Here is a 26,589-nt window from a genome sequence, read left to right as displayed (position 1 = left end):
AATTTCGTTCTTTTTTATTTGGTGGATTACCGATCAAGAATAGAAATTAGGCCTATTTATTTCCTTGGGGGTATAGGTAGTTTAAAACTCTGCCGATTTAATGAGCTAGAAATAGCCTACTAGATAAAGAAAGATGTTTTCCGATCAGCGCGATGCACTCTCATACTTTTGCAAGGGAGAGGTTAAAAATCTTGCTGACTCAAAGTAGCGCCAGTAGGGAGCCAGTTGCATGGACGGGTTTCCCACGCCAGTCCGCACAACGAGGGGAACTCCCGCAAGCGGCTGGCTTGACTTGAGCAAACTGGCGTTGTGTTGTCGCCCAGCGCAAAGCACCATCAATGATTTTCTGTTCGTTAGATTTTCCGGCTTGTATGTACAGCGTAGGCTTAGGGGAGAGGGTTAAAAATCAGATTATTGAGTTGTTCATTTCTCTTATTCAAAGCTTTGGATGATTGCAGGAAGCATACTTAAATCCTCAATAATTGCATCAAATTTCACTGACTCGCCCCAGTAATTATCACGTTTCCATCAAATCGCGATCGCACTGAGGTGACTTCAGCCTCAAATTTGAGTAAGCTAAAATAACTCAGCCTTATGACCATTTAAATTAAATAATTCTTCACGAGTTTTTTGCTTTTCTTGAAACACTCCTAACAAAGCGCTGGTGACAGTCCAAGAACCAGGTTTTTGTACACCCCGCATTACCATACACATATGAATAGCTTCAATAACAACAGCAACACCCTGAGGTTGAAGTATGGTTTGAATAGCTTCAGCTATTTGTTTAGTTAGCCTTTCCTGTACTTGCAAGCGACGAGAATACATTTCCACAATCCGAGCCAGTTTACTCAGTCCGACAACCTTTTGGTTGGGGATATAAGCAACATGTACTTTACCCATAAACGGCAATATATGGTGTTCGCACAAGCTAAAAACATCAATATCTCGAACTAATACCATCTCGTTGTGACCTTCATCAAAGATTGCTCCATTGACAATTGCTTCTAAAGATTGGTGATAACCACTAGTGAGAAACCGCATGGCCTGTGCGACTCGCTTATCTGTTTTCAGCAGTCCTTCACGTTCAGGATTTTCACCAACACCGAGCAATAATGTTCGCACGGAATCAATAATTGGGTCGTTAAGTCTCTCTAGAGGTGCTGGTGAATTCTCGGCTTTGTATGTGTCGCTGTCGAAATAATAATCAAGTTCAGTAGTCATTCGTGATTAAATTAGAGAAAATTTTGCGAGGTAGCGAGCGCTATTTCTTGATAATCTGTTAACAACAAATTAATTCTCAAACTTCGTAGCATTAGCATAAATAAAATAATGATCTGTCACTTTGACATCAGCTATAAAACCGACTTGTGTAAGTTTATTTTGCAGTTCATCTGGCTGATAAAAAATTTTCACAATCTGAAATTCTTGCCCATCGTTTAACTTACGGATTTTGTATATACTGCCGTCATCATTAAGAAGATGGTTATTAGCTGTAGATGTTGGTTCAAAGCGTGAGTCAACAATAAATACTTGTCCACCAACACGCACAGATTTATAGACTTTTGACATAAAAGATTCAAGTAATTCTGGCGGCACATGAGATAACCAGAAAGAGAAAAATACTAAATCATATTCAGTATCAGGTTCCCAGGCAAACAAATCAACTTGCTGATATTTTATCTTCGGTGAATTTAACTTACTGCGATTAATTTCAATTACTTCTGCTGAAGCATCAATTGCAATTATTTTCTTGGCTATTTTTAAAAGCTCCTGTGTCCAAATTCCCGTTCCACAAGCTAATTCTAAGATTTCCTCGGTATGTCCAATTTGTTGTAAAGCCTGTTTGACAATATCAATTTCTGCAAACCAACGCTGGTTTAGTTCGTCACCGCGATCGTAACGACCAAGGCGATAGAACCATTCATCATATTCATTAGCTCTAGCACTATAGTAGGCAATTTGTTGTTGCAAAATGCGTTCACGAAGAGTCTCGGAACGAGAATCGCTCATTGTCAGCTTCTCATCAGATCTCATCAATTCCTGATAAATTTTACTTTATCTACTGTAATTTGATAAGTATACCGTAGTATTATCTGAAATAGTTTCATAACTTGCTCTGATACTGCAATATTTATTTCGTTTTCTAGGCAATGCCTAAGAAACAAATTATTTTTGTGTGATATTTTTATCACTCATCTACCTAAAGTTAACTAAAAATTTTCTGGGTGTTTCATAAGTATTTACCATTAAAAGCAGAGTATTTATGTTGTCCAAGTTTTTTCAATCTCGACTATTAAACATTTTGCTCGGCTTTCTCCAAAGGTTTAAGCTACAAAGAATCCGTATTTTTTTTCTACTGTTTGCAGCCGGACTCGGCTTGGTTTTATTTGTTTCGGCTTGTTCTTCAAACACCAGCGATCGCGTAGCCACAACACAGGTAACAGCTACACCTAATCAGAGTGCAGCCGCCAGCAGCACTGCGGTTCGTATTGGCTTTCAGAAAGCGGGAACTATTTTAAGTGCATTGAAAGCAAAAGGCGACTTAGAAAAAGCTTTGGCTTCCTCTGGTGCTTCTGTTACTTGGACTGAATTTCCATCAGGCCCGCCAATGTTAGAAGCTATCAACGCCGGGAGTATTGACTTTGGTTACACCGGAGAATCACCACCGATATTTGCCCAAGCCGCAGGTACGCCTTTAGTGTATGTTGCCTACGATCCCTGGAGTCCTAAAGGGGAAGCGATCGTAGTTCACAAAGATTCACCTATTAAAACAGTGGCCGACCTCAAGGGCAAAAAAGTTGCTTTCGCTAAAGGTTCCAACACTAACTACTTGGTAGTGAAAGCACTAGAAAAAGCAGGACTACAATATAGCGACATCCAAGTAACTCCTCTCCAGCCTGCTGATGCGCGTGCTGCTTTTGAAGGTAAGAACGTTGATGCTTGGGCAATTTGGGACCCGTACTTAGCTTTAGCAGAGAAAGCAACAGGCGCACGCACTCTCATCGACGCAACAGGATTAGCGCCTAATCGTGGTTACTATCTGGCTGCTAAGTCTTTTAGCGAAGCCCATGCAGATACTTTAAAAACAGTTCTAGATGAAGTGAAAAAAGTTAGCGATTGGGCAAAGAATAATCCTGCTGAAGTGGCTAAATTTCTCTCGCCTGCATTAGGTATTGATGCTGAGGTTTTAGAACTAGCAGAAAAGCGGCGTGATTATGGTGTACTTCCTATTACTGATGAAGTGATTGCTGGACAGCAACAGGTAGCCGATGCTTTCTACAAAATTAAACTTGTACCGAAACAAATTAGCGTCAAGGACATAGTTTGGCGTAATTAGGGCATGAGGTATTGGGCAATAGTTATTTCTCCTCTGCTTCTACTGCTTCCTCATCTCCCTCATCCCCCTTTCCCTCAGGTGATTATATGGAAACAACTACCCAATGGATAAAAACCGATGTGTTAGTGATTGGCGGCGGTACGGCAGGGACAATGGCGGGAATTAAGGCGAAACAGGCTAATCCAGCGGCACAAGTGCTGATTTTGGAGAAGGCGAATATTCGTCGGAGTGGTGCGATCGCAATGGGTATGGATGGCGTCAATACCGCAGTCATCCCCGGATACTCTACACCAGAACAGTATCTGCGCGAAGTCACTATTGCCAACGATGGTATTCTCCATCAAAAAGCTGTCTACCAAACCGCAAAGCTAGGTTACGAAACCATTCAAGAATTAGAAAGTTGGGGTGTTAAGTTCCAAAAAGACCCCCAAGGAAATTATGATGTTAAGCAAGTGCATCGGGTAGGCAAATATGTATTGCCAATGCCAGAAGGTAAAGACCTGAAGACTATTCTTACCCGACAGGTAAAGCGCCATAAAGTCAATGTTACTAACCGCGTCATGGCGACACGGGTTTTGGTAAACCAAGGAAGAGCGATCGGTGCGGTTGGGTTTGATGTGCGTGGCGGGGATTTTGTTGTCATCCAAGCCAAAGCCGTCATTCTCTGCACAGGTGCTTGCGGACGCTTAGGATTACCTGCATCTGGCTACCTCTACGGTACTTATGAAAACCCAACTAATGCTGGTGATGGTTACTCAATGGCTTACCACGCAGGTGCAGAACTGAGTAACATCGAATGCTTCCAAATCAATCCCTTGATCAAAGACTACAACGGCCCAGCTTGTGCTTATGTTGCTGGGCCTTTTGGCGCATATACCGCCAACGCTGAAGGACACCGCTTCATTAATTGTGATTATTGGAGTGGTCAAATGATGCTAGAGATTTGGAAAGAATTAAACTCTGGTAAAGGGCCAATTCAATTGAAAATGACTCATTTAGATGAAGACACTATTTCCGAAATTGAGTCTATTTTATGGTCAAACGAACGACCAAGTCGAGGACGCTTCCATGAAGGTAGAGGTGAAGACTACCGCACCCACGGTATTGAGATGAATATCTCTGAAATTGGATTATGTAGTGGGCATAGTGCTTCTGGTGTTTGGGTAAATGAAAAAGCAGAAACCACAGTACCAGGATTGTATGCAGCCGGAGATATGGCAAGTGTTCCCCATAACTATATGATTGGGGCATTTGTATATGGACGTTTAGCAGGAACTCATGCTATTGAGTACATCCAAGATTTGGATCTTTTGGAACCCGATCCTGACTTTTTGGCAGCAGAAAAAGCAAGGATTTATGCACCTTTAAATCAGCCGAATGGAATTCCCCATACCCAGGTTGAATATAAGTTGCGGCGGTTAGTAAACGATTACTTACAACCGCCAAAATCAAATTACAAAATGGAAATTGGGCTGAATAATTTTGTCCGCTATCATGACACGTTGGCACAAATGGGAGCGCACGATCCTCACGAACTCATGCGCTGTATGGAAGTACATTTTATTAGAGATTGTGCAGAGATGGCTGCACGAGCATCAATATATCGCCGAGAAAGTCGCTGGGGACTTTATCACTATCACTTAGATTTTCCAGAGAAGAATAATCAAGAGTGGTTTTGTCATGTGAATTTGAAGAAGAATCCAAGAGAGGAAATGGTGTTATTTAAGCGTCCTGTTGAACCTTATATTGTGGATGTGGATTTAGGAAGAGAAGTCTATGATGTAGCAGTGAGATAAACTCAAGACAAGTAAATCAGCGCTAATATTTAAAACTATGTTAAGAAATTGATGGTAGGGTGTGTTGTCCCGCAGCGCAACGCACCGTTAACAATTTTTAAACGTAGAGGGGTGCAGAGAGATAAGAAATTTGTTGTTAATGAATAATAAGCAAATAAAAATTAGATTGGCCCAGGGTAAAGATGCAGAGAAAATTGCACTGCTTTGCGTTCAGCTTGGATATTCTGCTACATCGCAACAGATAGAGCAACGCCTTGTGCAAATTCAAGATAATAACAGTCACGTTGTTTATGTTGCTACATTAGCAAATGATGACGTTATTGGTTGGGCACACGCTCATACTTGTGATTTGATAATTATTCCAAATCAAGCATTACTTCTTGGGTTAGTGGTGGATGAAGATTATCGTCATGCAGGAATTGGACGTACATTAATGCAGTATATTGAGCAGTGGGCTTCTTCAGCTGGATGTGAAGGAATTATTGTACGTTCTAACATTAAACGCACAGAGGCTCACATTTTTTATGAAAAAATTGGTTACACCAATACCAAACAGTCAATGACGTTTTATAAGAAAATTGGTTACAAGTAATTTATGCTGAGTATCGAAGTCTTATTTGATTTGTGAAAGCTTTATAAGGTGAGCAATGCCCACCCTACAGAACATTACTTGTATGCTATCTATATAAAAATCTGGGGTTTTACAAATGCCTCTTTATGATTCAATCGGTAAACAATATACAAAAACTCGCGTTCCCGATCCGCGAATTGTCAAGACTATAATCAACTTACTCGATTTGCCAAAAGGTAGGATTATTGCTGATATTGGGGCGGGTACTGGTGGTTACTCAAAAGCGCTAGCTAATCAAGGATTTTCTGTTTATGCTGTTGAACCATCATCGATAATGCGTACACAAGCATCAGAACATCCAAAAGTTAAATGGTTTACTGGATATGCAGAAGCTTTACCTTTACCCGATCAATCTGTTGATGCGGTAATTAGTATTCTGACAATTCATCATTTTTCTGATTTAGCAAAATCTTTTCAAGAGATGCACCGAATTATAAGAAATGGGCCAGTTATATTATTAAGCTTTGATATCAGATTTGCTCAAAAAATCTGGTTATATGATTACTTTCCTTGGCTGTGGGAAGACGCACTAAAATTTCTGCCACTGCATGAAATTACAAGTTTAATTGAGCAGAATACTCAAAGGGTTATTGAAGTAATACCTTTGATGTTACCCTACGATTTATCTGATTTATTTGCCGCAGCAGCTTGGAGGCGACCTGAATTGTATCTTCAGCCAGAAGTGCGTGCAGGAATATCTTCCTTTGCGTTGGGGAATCGCAATTTTATTGAATCTGGTGTCAAATCTCTCGCAGCAGATTTAAGTAGTGGTGAATGGGATGCAAAGTATGGAGACATTCGTCAGTTAACAGAAATTGATGTGGGTTATCGTTTTTTTAAAGCAGCAATTGCCAATTAAAAGTATTACACTTAAATCATTCGTGAAATATTAATCTTTCTGTAGGGTAGGCATTGCTTACATGACAAAAATACTAACAATGTACAGAGGTGTCAGATGGCTTTAATTAATCAAAGAGTAGATGTTCCTGTTATTGTAGACGAGTCTAAATGTTTAGAAAAATGTAGGGTTTGTATTGAAGTTTGTCCGCTTGATGTACTAGCCAAAAATCCCGAAACTGGCAAAGCATATATGAAATATGACGAATGCTGGTTCTGTCTTCCTTGCGAAAAAGAATGTCCCACAAATGCAATTAAGGTACAAATTCCTTTTTTGTTACGTTAATCTAGCCCCAGGCTAAATTTTGGGGCTAAAGAGAGAATTTTTCATAGTAATGCCTACCCTTCAGTTTGAATAGTTTTGACGAATAAAAACCCACAAAAAATGAGATGCCTAAAAAGGCGATCGTTAAACTACCACTATCATCAAACCACACAATTAGAGGAGTTTTATATAACAAATGTCATTAGGTTCATCTTCAACTCCTCAAGGATTTAGTACGTTTATTACTAATCTAGGCATAAAGGATACTACTGATGATTTTGTATTAATTAAATCGGATGTTTCCTGTGCTGTTGATGGAGTATTTACACAAAGTCTTTTCGTCGGGCCAAGTGTGACTATTAGCCGCCGCAACTTAAAAGATAATCAAGCGCAGGGAATTGTCGTTATATCTAAAAATGCAAATGTAGCTAATGGTAGTGTAGGTATTGCCGATGCAGAAGAAATAATTCAACTTGTAGCAAATGAAACTGGAATTTCTCCACATAATATTTTGATAGCTTCTACAGGCGTAATTGGTAGACGTTACCCCATAAAAAAAATCCGAACCGGATTGTTAGGAATTGGTAAGAAATTAACTGCGGCTGATTTCAATTTGGCAGCACGCGGTATTATGACAACCGACACTGTACCAAAGTTAGCAGCGCGACAAATTGGAAATGCCAAGCTGGTAGGAATTGCCAAAGGTGTGGGCATGATTGAGCCAAATATGGCGACATTGCTAGCTTTCTTTTTTACCGATGCGGCGATTTCTGCCAATGTGTTGCGTTCAATTTTTCGCCCTATTGTAGATAAAACGTTTAATTGCCTAAGTATCGATACAGATACTTCTACTAGCGATACTGCTATCATTTTAGCTAATGGTTTAGCAGGTGAAGTTTCAGAACAGGAATTTGCTCGCGCGCTGCAAGAAATCGCCCATGAATTAGTTTTGAAAATAGCAGGAGATGGCGAAGGTGCTACTAAAATTATTGAAGTAACTGTAGATTCGGCTCTTAATTATGCACAAGCTAAAACAGTTGCTAAAGCAATAGTTAATTCACCTTTAGTAAAAACTGCTATCTATGGTGCCGATCCGAATTGGGGACGAATAGCAATGGCTATCGGCAAATGCGAAAATGAGCTAGCAATAAATCCAGAAAATGTTGTGATTAGGTTTGATAATATTAAAGCATATCCGAATATTTTAAATGAGGAAAATTTAGAAGAGTTACGACAAGTAATGTCTAAGGATAAGGTGAATATTCATGTTAGCCTCAATATTGGCGAAGCTGTTGCAACTGTATGGGGTTGTGACCTTTCAGAAGGTTATGTAGAAATTAACGGTAAATACTCAACTTAATTAAGTTTTGCCACTTTAGCTTGCAACCTTTTATAAAAAACTGTCGAAAGTATTCGAGTTGATTAAACCATTTTCTAGCAATACTCGACGTACAGCGACCAAATGCACAGACTGAACATACTCTTGCTGTTCTTAAGCTGGTAATATTATCAAAGCTCCTGAAGATGAAGATTGATATACTTGTTGAGACCCAGCTATTGGTACTTTCGTAAACCCTATTTTTAAAAACAATTGTTATAGGTCAGTAAATTGAATATTTATAAGCATTATGACGAATTACTCCTTTTACCTGCTTGAGAACATCATGCCGATGATCAGCAAATTTTTTGATTGCTTCTTGATTTAGTATATTTGTTTTAGGCAAGCGAATTAATTGTTTGAAATTACTCCTACTACAAGGCAGGGATAAAAGATTAACCAGTTTGATCGGGATGCAAAATGTCTGTAAATATAGATTCTGAATTAAATGAATGGTTAGAAATGTTGCGATCGCCTGATGTAAGCGATCGCTTAGTTGCAGTCAAAACTCTGCAACACTTGGGCGAAGAGGCGGCTATTGATGGTCTAATTGTAGCTTTGCAAGATGAAAGCACCGCCGTGCAAAAAATTGCTGTGACTGCATTATGGGAACTTGCCAATCCCATCGCTGTTCCGGCTTTATTACCCTGTCTGGCTTCATCAGATGTAGAAATTCGTAGTGAGGCGCTGTCAGCTTTGGGTGAGTTGGTAACTTCAGAACATTTGCTGCTTTTGCTTGATGCGTTACAGCAAGAAGATATCAACCTCCAACTGAATGTGTTAATTCTGTTGCGAAAGATACATGATGCCCAGTCTCTTCCTGCGGTACTATCCTTCTTTGACTCGGAACATCCTCAACTAAGGGAAGCGGCTGTTACTACTCTTAGCTATCTTAATCAAGTGCAGATATGCCCACCTGCCTTACCTTTAGTTAGCGATCGCGATGATAGCGTGCGTCGTGCGGCTGCTTTGACTTTAGGGCATTTTGCAGATGCAGATATCGTAAATCTACTGAATAATACTTTAATAAACGATACAGACTGGCAAGTACGCCGCAATGCTGCTAAGTCTCTCGCACTTCATGCTGATGCCAAAATTATTCCTACTATACTAATTTCATTGAAAGATGAACATTGGCAGGTGAGAAAATTTGCCATTCAAATATTACAGAAAATCCCCGATATCCAGTCTTTACCTGCACTAATTGAAGCGCTAACAGATGAATATTCAGATGTGAGAAAAGAAGCTGCGATCGCTCTTGGAAATTTAAGTAAAATTGAAGCTCTAAACGCCCTTCAACAAGCACTAGACGATCCCGATCGCGAGGTTAGTATCTACGCACAAAAAGCAATTCAAAAAATAAGAGAGCAAACGAAAACATAATACTGACAAAGCCTTATAATCCCTCTGGTGGTAAGGCGATGAATCCAGTTTTCACGCCTTGTTTGAATCCTGCTTGCTCATAAAAGCGCAAAGTTTCCTCGCGTTTTGAACTAGTTAAAAGCATTACTTTATAACACTTTTGCTGCCATGCAATATTTAAAGCATAACGTAGCACATGTGTACCCAATCCCTGTTGCCGATAATTAGCATGAGTAACAACATTTTCAATAATGCCGTATGGACGTGCACCGCGTGTCAGGTTAGAAATGATCGCTAAATTACACGTCGATACTAACTTACCAGCAATTTCCGCCACAATATAAAAAAGACTTGGATTGCATAGAATTTCATCCCATATTGATTGCAAAATATTATTAGCAGGTAAAGGCGCATCCGTTGGATTTAAATGTTGATATAGGCTCAGAAGTGGTGGAAGTTTATCGCGTGTAATTAAACGAAGGGTGATGGTTGTATTTGGTAAATTAGCAATGTTAATTACTTGCGGTTTAGCTATAGACATAAATTGAGAATTCGTAATTAAATTGAGGTAGTTTGTTATTCCGTAGGCTAACGCACCTTGAATTTTTCGCGGTGAGACGCTTGGCGACAAAACACCATACATTTTTTTGAACTTATTAAATCAAGTTTGTTTTAAGCTGAAGGTGTTAACAAATCAATTGTACTCGCTGGCTGATTTTGCGCCTGAGATTTCCGCAGTGTGATAAATGCTAAGATAGCAACTACTGTTAAATAAATACGTTGTAACCAGACATTACTCAATTTGAGTGTTAAACGTCCGCCAATTATTCCACCTATAAACATTGTAGTACCAAGGATGATTCCTAAGTCGAAATCTACTATTCCTTGCTGCAAAAAAATTATGGTGGCTATCAAGGAAGAAAATATATTGATAAATTTAGTAGTTGCGATCGCTTCCACAAATGTCATCCGAAATAGCATGACATAAGCTGCTGTGAGTAGTGTTACATAACCACCACTAAAAAAACCCCCATAAATACCAAGGATAAACGTCACTATATAGCCTGCAATTTCTGCAATACATGGTGGGATAAATTGAGATGGGGCTACTCCAGCATGACGATTGAACGCTGATAATATAGCTACTACTATCATGGAAATAGAAATTATCAATGGCATTGATTTAGATGGCAAAATCAGTACCAGTAATGCTCCTAAAAATGACCCTACTATAGTTAATAAAGTTAGTAATGGTAAGCGTTTAGGGTTAATTACTTTTTTGCCAATAAAAGGTAATGTTCCCCCAATACTCATTAAAGTCAATGCAAACATATTGGTAGCGATCGCAGTCCGCGGTTCTATACCAAATTCCAGCATTACAGGCACAGTAATCAGAGATGTGCTACCGGCAATCACGCTAACAATGCTGGCTAAAAAAAATATCCCAGCCAGAATAATTATCTGCCAAATATCCACATTTTTATCTTTAAAAGGCTGATAATTAGTATTCTATGATTTGATTTATTAATTATTTGCTTAGTTATAAATTCTTAAAAATACCAACAATTTATACCAATATTTTTAGTAAGAAAGCGATAATTTTGGTAACAAAAAAGTTGGTAATCAAGCTGAGAATAATGTGTTTGCAAACACAATTTTTTTGAATTTAATTTTTTACAAAATTGTGAAATAATTGACTAATTCAAAATTAAAAAGTTTACAATTGGGCAACTATCTTTTGGATGATTTTCTGACGTGTATCATGACGATTTTGGCTAGCAGCCTTGACGTTGTTGATTACCGCATCCGGTGCAGTGTGGGGAGAACCACTGTTAAATGGAGGTTGGGGATTGTATTCTATTCCTAGTTGAATTGATTGGGCGATCGCTTCTCCAAATAATTCCGCAGCGATAACTAATCCAAAGTCAATCCCCGATGTAACACCACCGCCTGTAATGCGATCGCGATCGATCACAACTCGCTGTTCTACTACCTTAACTCCAAACAACTCCAACAAATCCAGAGATAGCCAGTGAGTAGTAGCACGATAGCCTTGGAGTAAACCAGCCGCAGCCAGTAGCAAAGAACCCGTGCAAACAGATGTCACGTAGCGGGCTTTTTCTCCTTGCGTTTTCAGAAAATCGAGAAACTCCCGATCTTCCAGCTTTGCATCAATACCCGGCCCTCCAGGGACAAACAACACATCTAGAGGTGGGGATTGAGCAAAAGTGGTGTCAGGTAAAAAAGTGAGACCGCGATCGCTTCGGATAGGTTCTAGAGTCTCTGCTAGCAGATGTAAATGCGTGTTTGGTAACTTGGTAAATACCTCGTATGGGCCTGTGAAATCTAACTGCGTCACATTAGGGAACAGTACGATTCCTATTGATATAGAAGGATGATTTTCTCTAGAATTCATAACTTCTTTATTTTCAATTATCGCAGGTGGCATTGCCCCCTACAAAAATTTTCGATTTAAGCCCAATTGCGTACTACAACAATCTTGAATTCACGTTGTTGAGGCAAAATATAATCCAGCGAACTGTAGCGTTCTAAAGCCCAGTTTCGCAAATCTTGAATAGCATGAGGAAAGATATCATCAGGAATACTCCAAGCTGCACTTTGGATTTTATTTTCTTGGTTTTCTATCAATTTACCAACAGTATCTTCAACTCGCCATTGAGCTGCAATTTCGGTTTCTAATGTTGCACCTTGTTGTTCCAACTCTGCTAAAACTTCTTCTTCTGTCGCACCATAACGCGGTAAAGGATGACCATAGCCTTGTAAAATTGCTTTCCAATGCTCAGTAAATTCCCACCTCTGTGCATTCACCTCTGAACCAGCATTAACAGAGTTAGCGTATCCGTGAGTGTAGAGCAAAATGCCACCAGGTTTCAGGACGCGACGAATTTCTGCTAGCGCCTGTTTCCAAGCAGAAATTAGGTGAAAAACGTGAACAACCAACGCCACATCGAAGGAGTTGTCATCAAAGGGTAAAGCAGTAGCATCTCCTTTAATTGCTGTTAGTTTGTGAGACACACCTTCTAGTTTTTGGTGCAGTTCAGCTAACATCTTTTCTGAGATATCTATACCAGTGTAAGAATAGCCTCTTTTGGCAATTGGTACAGCAATTCTGCCAGTACCAATACCTGTTTCATAAAACTTGGTATCTGCTGTTGGCGAAACTAAATTGAGTATAACATCTGTTACTTGCTCAGAAATTCCTGGCGGAAATCCTCTTGTAGCATCGTAAATATTAGAAACTCGATCGAATGAAACAATCGTAGTCATATATTCTTCCTTAAGATATGTAAAAACATTTGTAGTAGTATCAATTAAGAAATACTTCCCCAAATTAAGATACGCTTGTAGGGGAAAAAGAATGGACGCTCATCTGGTAAAATCTCAAATAATTTTTGCTGATATAGTTCTAGAAAGCTTTCATAATTTTGGCTATTTAATTGCGTTTCATAAGCTGTTAACAATGTCCCTCGATACCATTCCACCACAGCTTCTCTTGATGGTAACAAATGCCCATAAATTTGCAACTTCACTTGTTGCTTAACAAATCCCAATTTATAAAGCAGTGTGGCATAATCTACTGGAGAAAGTACTTCCAAACGCCGCACATATCCGCCTAGCTCTTGACTAAACTCTTTTGCTGTCTCCACTGCTAACTGATGCACTGGCTCATCATACATCGCTGGTATTTGTATAGCTAACTGTCCACCGGGTTGCAGCTTTTCTCGTAATTTAGCGAATAATGCTTCATGTCCCGTCACCCATTGTAAAGCAGCATTAGAAAACACGACATCAAACTTACCTTCTCCTGGGTTATCTTCAATCCGTCCTTGCTCAAACCGCAATCCATTTCCTGCAAATTGATGCGCTACATATAGCATTTTTTCGGAAGCATCAACTCCCAAAGTTTCCTTAGCTTTTAATGTCTCATGCAGATATTTGGTTAACTTGCCCGTTCCACATCCCAAATCTAAAACTCGTAAGTTTTTTTGGTGTTGTACCAAATCTACTAAGTCATAAAATGGACGACTTCTTTCTGCTTGAAATCGTTCGTATAGTTCTGGATTCCATTTATCCGGCATTGTGATACCCTATTTTTTGATGTTGAAAGTAAAGGGTGACAAATAATTTAAAATGAATATAGACTAATAAAATTGCACTTTACCCAGCTTTTTTAGAGCAAAAAATAATGAACTAACATGAAATGATTGCAAGAAAATACCGTTATCAAAATTTTGAATTAAATTATCTAATGGCAATAGGGTTACATTTATTATTTCTGTTGAGTCTAACTTTAAATTGCCTACAAGCTCTACATCTGTTGCTAAAAAACAATGAATAAAATTATTGTGAGTTGCTGGATTAGGCGATATTCTTCCCGTCTCAAAAAAATTGTTGCTTGTATATCCTGACTCTTCCCATAACTCACGTTTTGCAGCTTCAAGTGGGGAGCTATCTTCTGGTTCCATACAACCACCAGGTAATTCTAAAACTGTCTTTTGAATACCGTGGCGATATTGTTCAACTAACACAACTTCTTGATTCTTGGTTAAAGCGACGACATTTACCCATGTTGAATATTCAAAAACATAAAAAGGCTCTACTATTTTTCCATCAGGCATTTGGTAAGTGTCAGCACGGAGCGAAAGCCATTTATCTTTTACTAGATACCTAGACTTTAAAAGCTTCCAATCAAATGAATTCACTATACTTCAACCTCTTTTTCTTTTATTTGTAATTCATTAAACCTCTTGCATAAATATTTTTTTGACTCACGCAAAGGCGCAAAGGAGAACGCGAAAATTATGACTTTTGCAAGAAGTCTATTGAATGCGCGTGGCTAGAATTACGGCATTTTTTGCTGTAACACGAATCTCAATAGCAGCAATGCGAGGATCTTTCAACCAAAATTCTCTTATGGGATCTGTTCGTCCTTGCCATTCTGGGGGCCAGTACTCTTCAGGTGTGAGATCGTCTAGTACTATCAAACCTCCAAACTTGAGAGCATTTATCAATGTTTGGGGTTCAGTGAGTTTTGCTTTTCCACCATCGGCAAATAATAAATCAAAAGGTGCATCGGTAAGTAAATCGTGCCAGTCTCCTTGAAGTACGCGGACATTTGAATTGTCTGCAAATAGCTGTTGTGCAAGTGTGGCAAGCTGAGAATCAATTTCAATCGTAATACATGTAGTATCTGGATGTAAAGCACTAACAATCCACGCTGTACCAACGCCGCATCCAGTACCAATTTCACCAATTCTACCTTGTCTGATGTGGCTGGTGAGGACGTGCAACAAACGACCCACTTCTGGGAGCGAGGATTGGGTAAACTCGATTTGTGTAGCCAGCGATTGCGCTTTTTGCACTAATAATGGAATAGAGGTGCTTTCATCTGTCATCTCTTCTCCTTCAACACCAATACTTCATGCAGCGTCACAGCTAAATCTTGCAATGCACGTTCGCCATCCCCCACAAAGGTTGAACCGTGCATTGTCGCTAGGGTTCGTGGCTTGAGTGCAGCTAAATCTTGGAGAATGGAATCGCTATATGTTGTGTAAGGGATGTAATTAGGAAAGGGACTTGCTTCGTAATTAACAATGGTTTGACGAAAACGCCCAATTACATCAGACTCCGTTACTGGCTCTACATCTCCAAACTGATGAAATAAATCTGAACACAACAGCGTCTTATGGGTGGTTTCAAATAACAATCCTGCGTCCCAACCGTGTGGTACTTGTGGTGTCTGTTGAAATTGAAAGTTATATTTTCCAGTGTTTAAAACTTGATTGTGTGCCAAAGTTTTGGACGGACGGATGGCAAAATCATCTACACTAACAAAAGCTGCGATCGCACTACAAACTGTCTGAGCATTTGGTGCAATAGTTAGCCATTCATTGAGCGATCCACATTCATCTGCTTCAAAATGGCTAAAGCTAATCCAACGAATCTGTGAGGGATCGATAATCTTTGCTACCGCATCCTGTACCAGAGGAAACATCCCCTTCAAACCCGTATGAAACAATAATGGTTCTTCATCCTTAACCAAAAACTGGATGAATTGCATATCTATTTGTGCCACATAGGTGGAGATGCGATAGATATCCGGAGCAATTTCGGTAATGTTAGTCATGGTTGTGCTGCTCCCACGGGTAACAACGAAACATGGGCAGAAACTACCTTCCATCCTTGAGGAAATCTGTACCATGTTTGGCTTTGTCTCCCAAAACGTTCTACACCATTTATAATGCGACGAAATTCTAGAGTTACAGTTGCTGTATCTTTTCCAAAGGCCACAACTTTGAGATTGGAAATTTCTCGCTCAATTTTTGGGTTAGGTCGAGAGGCGCGAAAATTGCGAATCTCTTCACTACCATAAAGGTTTTCTGCTATACCAAAGCGCACTACGTCTGGTGCATCCCAAAATAAACTATCCATCACCTCTAAATTGTTGTTAGTTAAAGCTTCTTCGTACTTGAGGTATAAAGCAGTTACTTCAGCTACAACAGCAGGGTCATTGGGAACATCCAGTTTTGGCATAAAGACTCAAAAGTAAGGCAAAAAGAAAACTGTTCAACTAATCTTCGGTGGTGATTTTCTTGAGTGCCAAGTTTGCATTACTCAAGGGTCGATCTCCCCATTAGTATAAGCAATATTTATTCTCCGATAAATACACGTATTTAGTCAAGTTTTAAAATAATTATTAACAGGATTGAGGTGGATCTGGCGGAGCTACCAAAGTGTACAAATTAGGCTGAATCATTTCAGATTCAGCAACGCCAAAAACTCATAAGCATATTTTTTTATATATACATCTATCTTTAGAGGTATAAAAATTTCATGTCTTTTTCATTTTTAGGGAAAAAACTATATGTATCAACTTACTGACTGATTAGTTATGCTTATTTCATATAGCGCGAGACGAAATGTGTCTTTATTTATCACTTTAAGTTTAGGATCGCTACTAATTACATTGGTTGGTTGTAATCCACAACCTCAAACTAGTCAAAAAGCTTCAACCACAAGTGAGAAAAAGCCAACAACAGTTCGTATAGTTTACTCTAAGCTTGGCCCTCTTGCTGTAGTCAGAAAACAAGGAACTTTAGAAAAACGCCTAAAAGCAGAGGGAGATTCTGTAACTTGGCATGAATTTGCTGCTGGGCCTCAATCATTAGAAGCATTAAATGCCAATAGTCTTGATATTACTTCAACCGCAGAGTCTCCTGTTATCTTTGCTCAAGCAGCAGGAACACCTTTAGTTTATATATCTACAACACAACCGAGTCCTAAAGGTGTTGCTTTCGTTGTACCCAAAAATTCCTCTATTAAAAGTGTTGTCGATCTTAAAGGTAAAAAAATTGCTTTGCAAAAAGCTTCTGTAGCTCAATATATAATAATTCAGGCATTAAAAGAAGTGGGTTTAAAATTGAGCGATGTTACTCCTATTTATTTACCCCCACCTGATGCTAATGTTGCTTTTAGTCAAGCCAAAGTTGATGCTTGGATTACTTGGGAACCGTACATAACTCGTGTAGAAGAAAAAGGTATTGGTCGGATTCTCAGAGATGGCACAGGTCTTAGAGATATTGGTGGTTTTTACTCTACAACACGCCATTTCGCCAAAGAGCATCCTGAAATTATCAAAGCATTTTTAGAGTAAGTACAAAAGGCTGAAAAATGGTCAAAAAATAATCCTCGTGAGTTAGCACAGTTATTGTCCAAAGAAGTAGGCATAGATGTAAATACTTTAGAAAAAGTTCATACTCGTCTCGACTATGGTCTGTTGCCAATTACAAATGAAATAGTTGCAAAACAACAACAAATTGCTGATATGTACTATGATTTGAAACTTTTACCTAAAAAAATTGATATTAAAGAAGTGATTTTATCACCAGAAGAATATGCCAAAATTACACCTCAACAATTGACATCTAAACAGTAAACTTATGAGCAGATTATTTTAACAGTTTGCGGATTAGTTAGATTAAGAGGTTGTTTGAAAAGTTGGTGGCTGTTATTTTTGGCACTTATCGATCCCCCTAACCCCCCCTTAAAAAGCAGGGCCGTTTCATTCGTAATGATATGTATTTTGTCAATATGATTGGCGATAAATATCAGGGCAAAAGTCATAAATTGGTGACCATTTTGATACTTAAAATGGAATGCCTTGCTTGTTTTTTATCTCCTGAACCCTTGCGTTTGCGAACCTTTTAGGGAATGAAACAGCCCTGCCCTTAAAAAGGGGGAATATGCTAGTCGGCAAAAGTATAGTCTGCGTCCAATTACAAACGAAGTTATTGCTACTCAGCAAAAAGTTGCTGATATGTATTACGACTTAGGTTTGTTGCCTAAAAAGATTGACCCTAGCAAAGTAGTTTTGTCACCAGAATACTATGCCAAAGTTACACCAAAAACTGTGATAGCTAAACCATAAACCTTTCAGAAGGCAGAAGGTAATCCACCTTTAAAAGTGTGGGATTGAAAAGTAGATGTTTTATACTTCGCTGCAAGCAGTCTCAGTATAATTATTGGTTTAAACTGTTGCTCTAAACCTATAACTAAAGTTTTTATTTATATTTTGATACACTTTTTAATTTCTGCTCTCTGCCCTTTTTTTGTAAATAATTTTCAATTTTTGCCACTATGAATAGACTATTTAACACTCGTCGGCGCTTTCTCCAGGTTAGTACAGCAAGCTTGTTAGGGTTATCTACTTCATTTGCTCTGGGTAGTTGTACTACAAAACAAACATCTGGTACTTCTACAATAAGTACGTCTGCCAGTGGGATTAAGATCAATGTGTTGCGAGTAGGCTATCAACAAGCAGGTGATTTAGTCAGAGTATCTGGTGTTTTAGAAAAACGCCTAGAACCTTTGGGAGTCAAAGTACAGTGGCTGCAATTTACTCAAGGGCCACAACTAATGGAAGGGATGAACGTTGGTAGAGTCGATTTAGGATCGGTTGGGAATACTCCACCAATATTCGCTCAAGCAGCAGGAGCCGATATTGTTTATCTTGTGGGTCGCGTACCTCCAGTTGGAAGATTCTATGCGTTTGCAGTGCCTCCCTCTTCGCCAATTAAAGACTTTAAGGAGATTAAAGGTCAAAAGGTAGTTTTTCAGAAAGGATCTGGCACTCATTATTTTGTGCTTCGAGCTTTAGAAGAAGCAGGTCTGAAATACAGTGACATTCAACCTGTCAGCATCCCTAACGTGGAAGCTGCTAGTGCATTTATCCAAGGTAAAATTCCTGTCTGGGTTGGTTACGATCCAGCTTTGAGTATTGCCGAGAAACAGAATAAAGTTCGGATATTGCGAGATTCTGAAGGGTTCGATCTTCCAGGTGGATATTATATCGGCGCTCGGAAGTTTTCCGAAGAAAATCCACAGTTGTTAAGGATTGTCATTGAAGAAATCCAAAAGATTGGTAAGTGGGCAGATGAGCATCCCAAAGAGGTAGCAAAGCTGCTTGTACCTGAAACAAAACTTGACTTGGACATCCAAGAAAAGGTGAATAGCCGTTCATCTTTTCAACTCAGTCCCATAGATTCTGAGCGCATTAAGACACAACAGCGAGTTATTGATTACTTTTATAAAGAAGGGTTGTTACCCAAACCTCTAGATATTAAAGAAGTATTACTGACTTCTGAACAATATGCAGCAATAACACCAGCCTCTGTTGTTAGTCAGCGATAACATGAATAATTGGGTGCTTTTTGTAGGCTATTTTCAATTTTGAATTAGTTATGCGGCTTATTTTAGTCGAAGATGAACCAGATTTAGGCACAGCAGTCAAAGAAGTGCTAGGTCATGAGGCATACGTAGTTGACTGGTTTCTAGATGGGGATCAAGCATGGCAATACTTAACAAGTGGATGGACTCAGTACAAATTAGCGATTTTTGATTGGATGCTACCGGGAATTTCTGGGTTAGATTTGTGTAAGAAACTGCGATCGCAAAACAATCCTTTGCCTGTGTTAATGCTGACCGCAAAAGATCGGATGGAAGAAAAGATTATCGGCCTAGATAGCGGTGCCGATGACTATTTGGTGAAGCCTTTTGATATGCCAGAATTGCTAGCAAGATTGCGGGCATTACGGCGGCGATGTCCTCAAATTCAATCTCGCCACTTGCAATTAGGTGCCATTACCCTTAACTACAGCACCCATGAAGTGACTCGCCAGTATCCTAATGGTAATAAGTTAGTAAACTCATTGACTATCAAAGAATTTCAATTGCTGGAACATTTAATGAAACATCCAAACCAGATTGTCACTCGAAACCAACTCATAAATCAGCTTTGGGAAATTGGTGCAGAACCCATGAGTAACGTAGTAGCAGCACAAATTCGCTTACTTAGACGCAAACTCGGAGAAGATAACAGTGAGTCTTTAATTGAAACCATTTATGGTGTAGGATATCGCCTTAAGGTTTGAAAGAGCATAGGGCTATTGGAAGGGTGACGCGGGGAAAAATTCTCTATGTCATATTGTCACCGTGTCTCCTCTGCCCCTCTGCTTCTTCCCCAGTCCCCAATTCCTAATCTTTGCGCGTGGAACGTAACGAACTCTTCTATCTGACTCGCCTTCGGTTGGCAGCTTGGTATGCGCTGGTGATGGGCTGTATTTTGGGTGTGTCTGGTCTAGGAGTTTATCAAATTGTTGCTCATGCTTATCATGAAACCATAGACCAAGGTTTAGAGTCAGTAGCCAAGGCACTGCATAAAAGTATTGAACCTGTTTGGGGAAAACCCAAACAATTAAAGCAACTTGCTAAACAACTTTCTTTAGATGTTTGCTTAACTCAAGCTGATTGTCTGTTATCTCAAACAACAGGAATCCAACAATCACTTAGCAATGTGGCAGATCCGGTTAATTACTATCTGCGTTTATTAGATCAGTCACAAAGACCACTTACTGTAGCAGGAGTGCAACTTGAACAATTACCCATCGCTTCCGCAGAAATACGTCGGCAAACGCTAATAGACACATCGGGCATACGATACCGTCAAATTAGTTTAAGACTACGTACCCAATCTCAGTTTACAGGCTACATGCAAGTAGGGCGAAGCTTGAAAGACCTAGATCAGCATCTTGCTACCTTGAGATTGGCTTTATTGTTGGGTTGGCCTGTAACCATGATTATCATTGCTATTTGCAGTTGGTATTTAGCTAGTAATGCAATGCAGCCTGTTTATCGCTCTTATCAACAAATGGAACAGTTTACAGGCGATGCTGCTCATGAATTTCGTACTCCCTTAGCAGCAATGCACGCTACTATTGATGCTGCTTTTAAATTGCATGGACAATCAGGTTCAGATTTGTTGTCTGAGCCAATAAGTAAAACTTTGCAAGTGATTAAGCGGCAGAATGCTAGGCTATCCAAATTGGTAGGAGATTTATTGCTGTTGGCGAGGCTAGATCAGCATCAGTTGGCAGGAGAATACTGCTTATGTTGTCTGAATGATTTAATTAGTGATTTAGTAGAAGAATTGGCATTTCTAGCGATTGAAGCTCAAGTCAAGCTAGTACAACAAGTGCAAACACCGAAAAAACTTTGCATTCTAGGCAATGAAGAACAACTTTATCGCTTATTTTCTAACTTGATTATTAATGGCATTCAAGCTACACCCAATGGTGGACAAGTTACAGTGACTCTACAAAGAGGCGATGTCTCACGACAAGTCGCTAGCCTGCGGCAACGCCAAGGGCGAACGCGCCTACGCTACGCCTTCATTATTGTACAAGACACAGGAATTGGTATTGCTCCAGAGCATCAAAGTAGCATTTTTGGTCGCTTCTACCGTATCGATCGAGACCGTTCTCGTGCTTCTGGAGGATCTGGATTAGGATTAGCTCTTGCTTGTGCGATCGCCAGAGCGCATAGAGGTAGTATTCAAGTACAAAGTCAGCTCAACAAAGGCAGTACCTTTACAGTCAAGCTTCCTTTGCAGCATTAATATTTGGAAACCCTAACTAGGTCATCATACTAAGTATAATTTGCCATACACGTCCTTCTTATATATTATGCAAACTCCATGTATAGCAGTCAGATTTATCTAGCAAGGCGAACCCATCCAAATTAGTCTTAATCAGTATATAGCTTTTAATATTTTAAAATGGGGTGAAATGTTTCTAAATCAAGTAAGGATTCAGGTCTAATATTGCGGAAGTAAAGAATGCGAGACAGATAATTAAGTCATTTACTGTAGTCATTGTTGTTACCTAGTTACGAACTCCGAATTATTTGCTCACGCAAAGCGGATATTTGCCGCATAAAGAACAGCGATCCTACGATACAGAGACTAGCACCAAGAATCATAGTATTAGCAGCACCAATGCTACTTGCCAGTGTACCAGCCACTAAGTTGCCTATGGGTAATGCGCCTCCTGTAGATGCCATGACATAAAGCCCTGTGATTTGTCCGCGATTCTCATCGGTTACTAGCAACTGAAGTATTGTACGACCAGCAATAATTTGTAAAATAAAGCCGAAACCAGCTACGAATATTGAGAATAGCGACAGCCATAAAAACTGAGACAAAGCGAAGCCGAACAAGCTTACCCCCATAATCGCTGTCCCGAATACTAAGACTTTTCCCAACTCCACTGCGTTCTTATGCCTACTCAAGTAGATACCACCAATTAATGTTCCTAAACTGGAAGCTGTCATTAAAAAACCAAAGGTGTTAGGACCACCGTGTAAGACTTCTTTGGCAAAGATAGGCCCCAATGCTAAATAAAATCCCCAAATACAGCAGACTAGAGATGCACCAATTACAACTGACCGGATTGGTAGAAAACTGAAGGTATAGCTAAAACTCGCTTTCAGTTCTTCTAAAGGTTTGCGTAGGGAGATAACGGCTTTTTTGGATGTCAGCCGCATTGCCAAAAGAGCAAGAATTACGGCGATATAACTGATACTATCAATTAAAAAACACAGACCCGATCCCACCGCCGCAATCAACATACCTGCGATCGCAGGCCCTACCATTACAGAAACACTGACAAGAGAAGAATACAAAGCTATAGCATTACCAAGATTTTCCTTACCTACCGTTTCTGGTAAAAATGCCTGGCGGGTGGGAATTTCAAAGGTGTTGATGCTTCCTTGTAGCATACCAAGCAAGGCAATCTGCCAAACGTTAATAATACCGAAGAGCGCTAACCACGTCAAAGCACAAGATTGAAGCATCCCCAAAATTTGAGTAACTAGCAAAATGCGGTGACGATTCCAGCGATCGGCGACAATACCACCTAGAGGAATCAAAACTAGTGTAGGAATTTGACTAGCAAAGCCCACTACACCCAGCAACCAAGCGGACTCGGTGAGGCGATACACCAGCCAGCTAGTAGCCACTTGCGTCATAGACGTACCAATCAGAGAAATAGCCTGACCTGCATAGAACAGGCTAAAATTTCTGGAACGAAAAGCACTGAGCATGGATTGTTTGCTGTCTGTCGCCATACATCACCCCTAGCCGTGAACAAAAAAGTAGATAGTCATACTGAAGGCAACAAATATGACAAATTTCCGAATTAATTGGGGTTTAAATTTACGTGCATAATGGGCGCTTAAATATCCACCCAAAGAACCACCCACTGCCATTAAAATCGCCTGTTGCCAAGCAATTACGCCTGCAAAAATAAACGGGATAATTGCAATTCCATTAACGCAGCTTCCTAAAAACGCTTTAAAGGCATTCATTGTATGAATACTTTTGATACCTAAAAATGATAGAGTTGCTAGCATTAAAATTCCTAAACCTGCACCGAAAAAACCACCGTAAATTGCGATCGCTAATTGCGCTAAAGCCAAATTAACTATAGGTACAGACTCCGGCTTTGACTTCTGACTCTGAAGCTGAAACCATCCTCTGATAGCGTCGCCAAAGGTAAATATTAGGGTTGCTGACAGTAATAGATAGGGAATAAGCTTTTTAAACACATCTGCCGATGTATAGAGTAAAGCTAAAGAGCCAATAATTCCACCTAAGAAGCTTATGCCACATAACAGTAAAAAAACTTGCCGTTTAATCCCCAAATCTTTACGGTAGGCTCCAGCAGTAGCCAGAGCAGCCACCCAAATTGCGGTATTATTTGTAGCATTTGCAATAATTGGCGGTACACCTGTAAAAATCAGCGCCGGAAACGTGATAAAACTCCCTCCACCTGCTACAGCATTCAGTCCGCCAGCAATGAAAGCAGTAGTGAATAGAAGTAAGCTATGGAGTAAAGGTAAATTTTGAGGATCAATCATGTTCAAATACAGAGGATGTTTGAGCAAGCTAAATCAAAACTCAAGGTCAGATTATGGCGATCGCTCATTGCACGGGTAGATAAAGTTGGCAACAGTTTCACGTTCGATCCAGCCCTGTTTGCGATAAAATTCCCGTTGATAGGATTCTCGCTCTTTGTGGTTCAGCAACATCAGCACTGAATATCCTCGGCTTTCAGCCTCAGAGATGACGGTTGCTAGTAGAGTTTTACCGATACCCTGACCACGAACAGCCTCTTGGATGAATAACTCGGAGATATAACCTTGCAGTTTGGGAAGAAACAGACAAGGTAGCCAATGAACTGCAACGTATCCAATTACATGACTTTCCCTATTTCCAGCCACATAAATTGAGTGACTGTCATTTGCATGACAACTAGCAATGTGCTGCTGGATTTGCTTGATTGCATCTTCGGAGGAGGTGGAATTAACCCATGCAAACCAACCCAATTCTCGGATAATTTGAGCGTAGATGCGAAGCAGCTTGTCGTTAGACATCGCGTGTGCATCTGATTCTTTTGCTTTTCTAATCGTGAAATTCATTGTTCTCAGCCACGAACAAGCAATTTGGGAATATCTTCTGGAGAATGAGCAATCCAGTCAGCACCGTGAGTTATCAATTCCTTCTCAGTTCCGTAGCCATAGGTGACGCCAATTGCTGCAACTTGATGGCGTTTAGCTCCGATCATGTCGTATTTGCGATCGCCTACCATGAACACGGTAGAGGGTGAAAGCTTCTCTGTCAGTAAAATATGACCAATCAAGTCACCTTTAGCACTGCGGGTTCCATCTAGTTCACTACCGTAAATACCATCAAACAGCGACGTTAAGCCAAAATGTTCAATAATGCGGATGGTATAAATATAGGGTTTGGAAGTTGCCACAAAGGTTTTATAACCATCAGCGCGCAGGATTTTGAGGGTTGCTGGAATTTGGGGATAAAGAAGATTTTCAAATAATCCAATCGTGGAAAAGCGATCGCGATACAGTGAAATAGCCTGTGCCAGCAACGTCTCATCTGAAGTTTTCAGTAGCAGGGAAAAAGTCTCTTGAATTGGCGGGCCAATATACCAACCCAATTCATCAGCATCTGGCGGTGTGTAACCAAGTTTCAACAGAGCATACTGAATACTACGAGTAATACTAGGCTTGGCATCTGTCAATGTTCCATCTAGATCAAACAGGATATTGGGCATTGTGTAGTTGCTATTCTCGCATTATCTTCCTTGTCCCTCCGAAGTTCTGATGCCTGCGGCAACCCCTTCGGTGTACGGAGGAAGCCTCGCAAGAGACTTCTCTCCTTGTCTCCCTTGTCCCCCTCATCTCCCGGTTGGTGAGTTTCGACTACGCTCAACTACCGCGGAGTCGAAGCACATCTCCTAATTCGACGAACTACGTTTACGCATAAATTTTTCTCGACTCAACAAAGCGATCCCCAATGTGACGATACCAATCCCCACACATTGAATTACGTTTAACGTTTCGCTAATTGTTGCCCATGCAACTAAGGCTGTCATAGCTGGACTGCTAGCACCAATAATAGAGGCGGTAGTTGCGCCAATTGTGCGAATTCCTAAATTGTTGAGAGTGTGTCCGAGAAAACTCACTAAACCCGAAAAAATACTGCCAATCCACATAGGTGTCCAATCAAGTTGGGCACTGGGAGGCGAAAAGAACAGTAAGCTAACACCAGAGAGCAGTAGAGTTGAGGCAAAACTAATCCAGGTAAAAGGAATTGGATGGAATTGTTCTAAACATTTTTGGGCGAGGACGTTATAGCAGGCGTTAAATATCCCAGCAATAACGCTGGCGCAAATGCCGATCGCAATGGTATTACTGCTGTCAGTAGCAGAAGATTGAGGAACAGTGAGAACGCTGCCCACTAGAATAATACCCATCACTAGCCAACTGAAGGATGTGGGGGCATCACCAAAAAACTTCCAAGACAGTAGGGCTGTAAATACGGGATAGGTAAAAAAGAGGGTGAGGGCAATTCCTGTGGGGATCAAGCCAATAGCAATGTAGAGTGATGTAATATACACAAACATTAGTACTCCACAGCCAAAGGCTTGGAGCATCACATTTCGGCGATCCCTTCGGAATAAGCTTTTAAATTCTTTAGGAGCAGATGGATATAATTTGAATGCTACAGCAGCCATAAGTGGAACTACTAATAGCATTCGCATAAACATCAGCAAGAATGAATTCTGAAAATCTGGTTTAACGTAGCCACCGAGTAAAAACAAACTCAGTACGAGATGTTCTGAGAATAAAACTCGGACAGTAACGTTGTGAAATGACAAGAAAAAGGAGGATAGAAGAACTGTCAGGATGCCCAACAAGGTAAAAAAGTCTTTGTAAGACCTGCTTGTATTGCTGAAATCACTGGAATAACAGACCAGACATTTGAGAGGATCATATCCCTAACGCTAAGTCATCGCTATTCAGACTCTATACCCTAAAATTTTGCATGAGTTGATGTCAAGTTAACGCTCTTCCGTCACTTTGGGGAGAGAAAATAAATGTAGGTTGGGGAGCCACTCTGGGCGGGTTTCCCGACTTGAGTGAAGTGGCGTTTGAACGCAGTGAAACCCAACTAGATCAAGGTTTAAGGATGTTGGGTTTCGTTCC

At 40.1% G+C, this 26,589-nt stretch carries 28 protein-coding genes and 1 pseudogene; 13 read left to right on the top strand and 16 right to left on the bottom strand.

Features of this window, described 5'->3' with window-relative positions; all coding sequences use genetic code 11:
- The first annotated feature begins 229 nt into the window (after positions 1 to 229).
- Positions 230 to 403 (top strand): hypothetical protein, encoded by a 174-nt coding sequence (locus BV375_RS37300; RefSeq protein WP_166507560.1) that lies wholly within the window; start codon positions 230 to 232, stop codon positions 401 to 403.
- 173 nt (positions 404 to 576) lie between these two features.
- Here the strand turns inward: BV375_RS37300 and folE are convergent.
- Together folE and BV375_RS30005 are read right to left on the bottom strand one after the other, a co-directional pair.
- A pseudogene (gene folE / locus BV375_RS30010) lies at positions 577 to 1,128 on the bottom strand (GTP cyclohydrolase I FolE); the annotation flags it as partial.
- A 162-nt stretch (positions 1,129 to 1,290) separates the two neighbouring features.
- Positions 1,291 to 2,010: a class I SAM-dependent methyltransferase gene (locus BV375_RS30005; protein ID WP_243714099.1), complete on the bottom strand. Its 720-nt coding sequence runs from the start codon at positions 2,008 to 2,010 to the stop codon at positions 1,291 to 1,293.
- Positions 2,011 to 2,263: 253 nt separating this feature from the next.
- On the opposite strand from BV375_RS30005, the gene BV375_RS30000 reads away from it, so the two are divergent.
- The 7 genes from BV375_RS30000 (at position 2,264) to BV375_RS29965 (ending at position 9,687) form a co-directional block, all read left to right on the top strand.
- On the top strand, positions 2,264 to 3,337 hold the full coding sequence (locus tag BV375_RS30000) for a sulfonate ABC transporter substrate-binding protein (RefSeq protein ID WP_086767305.1): 1,074 nt from the start codon (positions 2,264 to 2,266) through the stop codon (positions 3,335 to 3,337).
- A gap of 86 nt (positions 3,338 to 3,423) precedes the next feature.
- The gene (locus BV375_RS29995) at positions 3,424 to 5,133 is read left to right on the top strand and encodes a fumarate reductase/succinate dehydrogenase flavoprotein subunit (protein ID WP_086767303.1); all 1,710 of its coding nucleotides are present in this window, start codon (positions 3,424 to 3,426) and stop codon (positions 5,131 to 5,133) included.
- 139 nt (positions 5,134 to 5,272) lie between these two features.
- Complete coding sequence (locus tag BV375_RS29990) at positions 5,273 to 5,725, top strand: GNAT family N-acetyltransferase (RefSeq protein WP_086767301.1); 453 nt, start codon at positions 5,273 to 5,275, stop codon at positions 5,723 to 5,725.
- Between the two features lie 115 nt (positions 5,726 to 5,840).
- Positions 5,841 to 6,623, top strand: a complete 783-nt coding sequence (locus BV375_RS29985) for a class I SAM-dependent methyltransferase (protein ID WP_086767299.1) — start codon at positions 5,841 to 5,843, stop codon at positions 6,621 to 6,623.
- Between the two features lie 96 nt (positions 6,624 to 6,719).
- Positions 6,720 to 6,947 carry a ferredoxin family protein gene (locus tag BV375_RS29980; protein WP_086767297.1) on the top strand — a complete coding sequence of 76 codons (228 nt, stop codon included), beginning with the start codon at positions 6,720 to 6,722 and terminating at the stop codon, positions 6,945 to 6,947.
- 175 nt (positions 6,948 to 7,122) lie between these two features.
- On the top strand, positions 7,123 to 8,286 hold the full coding sequence (argJ, locus tag BV375_RS29975) for a bifunctional glutamate N-acetyltransferase/amino-acid acetyltransferase ArgJ (protein WP_086767294.1): 1,164 nt from the start codon (positions 7,123 to 7,125) through the stop codon (positions 8,284 to 8,286).
- Between the two features lie 438 nt (positions 8,287 to 8,724).
- A complete protein-coding gene (locus BV375_RS29965; protein ID WP_086767292.1) occupies positions 8,725 to 9,687 on the top strand; it encodes a HEAT repeat domain-containing protein in 963 nt (320 codons plus the stop codon).
- Between the two features lie 13 nt (positions 9,688 to 9,700).
- Here BV375_RS29965 and BV375_RS29960 read toward each other — a convergent pair whose 3' ends face one another.
- The 9 genes from BV375_RS29960 to hpxZ form a co-directional block, all read right to left on the bottom strand.
- Positions 9,701 to 10,207, bottom strand: a complete 507-nt coding sequence (locus tag BV375_RS29960; RefSeq protein ID WP_086767322.1) for a GNAT family N-acetyltransferase — start codon at positions 10,205 to 10,207, stop codon at positions 9,701 to 9,703.
- Positions 10,208 to 10,338: 131 nt separating this feature from the next.
- A complete protein-coding gene (locus BV375_RS29955) occupies positions 10,339 to 11,142 on the bottom strand; it encodes a sulfite exporter TauE/SafE family protein (RefSeq protein WP_086767290.1) in 804 nt (267 codons plus the stop codon).
- A 241-nt stretch (positions 11,143 to 11,383) separates the two neighbouring features.
- Complete coding sequence (locus BV375_RS29950; protein WP_243714098.1) at positions 11,384 to 12,115, bottom strand: DJ-1/PfpI family protein; 732 nt, start codon at positions 12,113 to 12,115, stop codon at positions 11,384 to 11,386.
- 23 nt (positions 12,116 to 12,138) lie between these two features.
- Positions 12,139 to 12,954, bottom strand: a complete 816-nt coding sequence (locus tag BV375_RS29945) for a class I SAM-dependent methyltransferase (protein WP_086767289.1) — start codon at positions 12,952 to 12,954, stop codon at positions 12,139 to 12,141.
- 44 nt (positions 12,955 to 12,998) lie between these two features.
- A complete protein-coding gene (locus BV375_RS29940) occupies positions 12,999 to 13,766 on the bottom strand; it encodes a methyltransferase domain-containing protein (protein WP_086767287.1) in 768 nt (255 codons plus the stop codon).
- A gap of 63 nt (positions 13,767 to 13,829) precedes the next feature.
- Entirely contained in the window at positions 13,830 to 14,390 is a 561-nt protein-coding gene (locus BV375_RS29935; protein WP_134076215.1) for an NUDIX hydrolase, read from the bottom strand.
- Between the two features lie 117 nt (positions 14,391 to 14,507).
- Entirely contained in the window at positions 14,508 to 15,083 is a 576-nt protein-coding gene (locus BV375_RS29930) for a class I SAM-dependent methyltransferase (protein WP_086767284.1), read from the bottom strand.
- Positions 15,080 to 15,814, bottom strand: coding sequence for an MBL fold metallo-hydrolase (locus BV375_RS29925; RefSeq protein ID WP_086767282.1), 735 nt, complete (start codon positions 15,812 to 15,814; stop codon positions 15,080 to 15,082). The genes BV375_RS29930 and BV375_RS29925 overlap by 4 nt, the downstream gene beginning before the upstream one ends.
- The gene (gene hpxZ, locus BV375_RS29920) at positions 15,811 to 16,221 is read right to left on the bottom strand and encodes an oxalurate catabolism protein HpxZ (protein WP_086767281.1); all 411 of its coding nucleotides are present in this window, start codon (positions 16,219 to 16,221) and stop codon (positions 15,811 to 15,813) included. The genes BV375_RS29925 and hpxZ overlap by 4 nt, the downstream gene beginning before the upstream one ends.
- Positions 16,222 to 16,609: 388 nt before the next feature.
- On the opposite strand from hpxZ, the gene BV375_RS29915 reads away from it, so the two are divergent.
- The 5 genes from BV375_RS29915 to rppB all read left to right on the top strand — a co-directional run bounded on the left by BV375_RS29915 (position 16,610) and on the right by rppB (position 21,640).
- A complete protein-coding gene (locus BV375_RS29915) occupies positions 16,610 to 17,341 on the top strand; it encodes an aliphatic sulfonate ABC transporter substrate-binding protein (protein WP_208099211.1) in 732 nt (243 codons plus the stop codon).
- A 54-nt stretch (positions 17,342 to 17,395) separates the two neighbouring features.
- On the top strand, positions 17,396 to 17,623 hold the full coding sequence (locus tag BV375_RS29910; protein ID WP_086767277.1) for a hypothetical protein: 228 nt from the start codon (positions 17,396 to 17,398) through the stop codon (positions 17,621 to 17,623).
- A gap of 701 nt (positions 17,624 to 18,324) precedes the next feature.
- Positions 18,325 to 19,377, top strand: a complete 1,053-nt coding sequence (locus BV375_RS29900; protein ID WP_086767273.1) for an aliphatic sulfonate ABC transporter substrate-binding protein — start codon at positions 18,325 to 18,327, stop codon at positions 19,375 to 19,377.
- Between the two features lie 50 nt (positions 19,378 to 19,427).
- Positions 19,428 to 20,117: a two-component system response regulator RppA gene (rppA, locus tag BV375_RS29895; RefSeq protein ID WP_086767271.1), complete on the top strand. Its 690-nt coding sequence runs from the start codon at positions 19,428 to 19,430 to the stop codon at positions 20,115 to 20,117.
- 116 nt (positions 20,118 to 20,233) lie between these two features.
- Entirely contained in the window at positions 20,234 to 21,640 is a 1,407-nt protein-coding gene (gene rppB / locus BV375_RS29890) for a two-component system sensor histidine kinase RppB (RefSeq protein ID WP_086767269.1), read from the top strand.
- Between the two features lie 269 nt (positions 21,641 to 21,909).
- Here rppB and BV375_RS29885 read toward each other — a convergent pair whose 3' ends face one another.
- The 5 genes from BV375_RS29885 to BV375_RS29865 form a co-directional block, all read right to left on the bottom strand.
- Positions 21,910 to 23,148 carry an MFS transporter gene (locus BV375_RS29885; protein WP_086767267.1) on the bottom strand — a complete coding sequence of 413 codons (1,239 nt, stop codon included), beginning with the start codon at positions 23,146 to 23,148 and terminating at the stop codon, positions 21,910 to 21,912.
- A 9-nt stretch (positions 23,149 to 23,157) separates the two neighbouring features.
- A complete protein-coding gene (locus BV375_RS29880) occupies positions 23,158 to 23,940 on the bottom strand; it encodes a sulfite exporter TauE/SafE family protein (RefSeq protein ID WP_086767265.1) in 783 nt (260 codons plus the stop codon).
- A gap of 51 nt (positions 23,941 to 23,991) precedes the next feature.
- On the bottom strand, positions 23,992 to 24,501 hold the full coding sequence (locus BV375_RS29875) for a GNAT family N-acetyltransferase (RefSeq protein WP_086767263.1): 510 nt from the start codon (positions 24,499 to 24,501) through the stop codon (positions 23,992 to 23,994).
- Between the two features lie 5 nt (positions 24,502 to 24,506).
- Positions 24,507 to 25,154 (bottom strand): HAD hydrolase-like protein, encoded by a 648-nt coding sequence (locus BV375_RS29870; protein WP_086767260.1) that lies wholly within the window; start codon positions 25,152 to 25,154, stop codon positions 24,507 to 24,509.
- A 183-nt stretch (positions 25,155 to 25,337) separates the two neighbouring features.
- The gene (locus BV375_RS29865; protein WP_279432981.1) at positions 25,338 to 26,297 is read right to left on the bottom strand and encodes a DMT family transporter; all 960 of its coding nucleotides are present in this window, start codon (positions 26,295 to 26,297) and stop codon (positions 25,338 to 25,340) included.
- Between the last annotated feature and the right edge of the window lie 292 nt (positions 26,298 to 26,589).

Origin of the sequence: Nostoc sp. 106C (genome assembly GCF_002154725.1) — a bacterium.
GTDB lineage: Bacteria > Cyanobacteriota > Cyanobacteriia > Cyanobacteriales > Nostocaceae > Aulosira.
This window is presented reverse-complemented; position numbering and strand designations above follow the sequence as displayed.

Excerpts from the sequence above, each read along its gene's own strand:
- BV375_RS37300 (WP_166507560.1), top strand. The coding sequence starts at position 230 with ATGGACGGGTTTCCCACGCCAGTCCGCACAACGAGGGGAACTCCCGCA.
- BV375_RS30005 (WP_243714099.1), bottom strand. The coding sequence starts at position 2,010 with ATGAGCGATTCTCGTTCCGAGACTCTTCGTGAACGCATTTTGCAACAA.
- BV375_RS30000 (WP_086767305.1), top strand. The coding sequence starts at position 2,264 with ATGTTGTCCAAGTTTTTTCAATCTCGACTATTAAACATTTTGCTCGGC.
- BV375_RS29995 (WP_086767303.1), top strand. The coding sequence starts at position 3,424 with ATGGAAACAACTACCCAATGGATAAAAACCGATGTGTTAGTGATTGGC.
- BV375_RS29990 (WP_086767301.1), top strand. The coding sequence starts at position 5,273 with ATGAATAATAAGCAAATAAAAATTAGATTGGCCCAGGGTAAAGATGCA.
- BV375_RS29985 (WP_086767299.1), top strand. The coding sequence starts at position 5,841 with ATGCCTCTTTATGATTCAATCGGTAAACAATATACAAAAACTCGCGTT.
- BV375_RS29980 (WP_086767297.1), top strand. The coding sequence starts at position 6,720 with ATGGCTTTAATTAATCAAAGAGTAGATGTTCCTGTTATTGTAGACGAG.
- argJ (WP_086767294.1), top strand. The coding sequence starts at position 7,123 with ATGTCATTAGGTTCATCTTCAACTCCTCAAGGATTTAGTACGTTTATT.
- BV375_RS29965 (WP_086767292.1), top strand. The coding sequence starts at position 8,725 with ATGTCTGTAAATATAGATTCTGAATTAAATGAATGGTTAGAAATGTTG.
- BV375_RS29960 (WP_086767322.1), bottom strand. The coding sequence starts at position 10,207 with ATGTCTATAGCTAAACCGCAAGTAATTAACATTGCTAATTTACCAAAT.
- BV375_RS29950 (WP_243714098.1), bottom strand. The coding sequence starts at position 12,115 with ATGCCACCTGCGATAATTGAAAATAAAGAAGTTATGAATTCTAGAGAA.
- BV375_RS29945 (WP_086767289.1), bottom strand. The coding sequence starts at position 12,954 with ATGACTACGATTGTTTCATTCGATCGAGTTTCTAATATTTACGATGCT.
- BV375_RS29940 (WP_086767287.1), bottom strand. The coding sequence starts at position 13,766 with ATGCCGGATAAATGGAATCCAGAACTATACGAACGATTTCAAGCAGAA.
- BV375_RS29930 (WP_086767284.1), bottom strand. The coding sequence starts at position 15,083 with ATGACAGATGAAAGCACCTCTATTCCATTATTAGTGCAAAAAGCGCAA.
- BV375_RS29925 (WP_086767282.1), bottom strand. The coding sequence starts at position 15,814 with ATGACTAACATTACCGAAATTGCTCCGGATATCTATCGCATCTCCACC.
- hpxZ (WP_086767281.1), bottom strand. The coding sequence starts at position 16,221 with ATGCCAAAACTGGATGTTCCCAATGACCCTGCTGTTGTAGCTGAAGTA.
- BV375_RS29900 (WP_086767273.1), top strand. The coding sequence starts at position 18,325 with ATGAATAGACTATTTAACACTCGTCGGCGCTTTCTCCAGGTTAGTACA.
- rppA (WP_086767271.1), top strand. The coding sequence starts at position 19,428 with ATGCGGCTTATTTTAGTCGAAGATGAACCAGATTTAGGCACAGCAGTC.
- BV375_RS29885 (WP_086767267.1), bottom strand. The coding sequence starts at position 23,148 with ATGGCGACAGACAGCAAACAATCCATGCTCAGTGCTTTTCGTTCCAGA.
- BV375_RS29880 (WP_086767265.1), bottom strand. The coding sequence starts at position 23,940 with ATGATTGATCCTCAAAATTTACCTTTACTCCATAGCTTACTTCTATTC.
- BV375_RS29875 (WP_086767263.1), bottom strand. The coding sequence starts at position 24,501 with ATGAATTTCACGATTAGAAAAGCAAAAGAATCAGATGCACACGCGATG.
- BV375_RS29870 (WP_086767260.1), bottom strand. The coding sequence starts at position 25,154 with ATGCCCAATATCCTGTTTGATCTAGATGGAACATTGACAGATGCCAAG.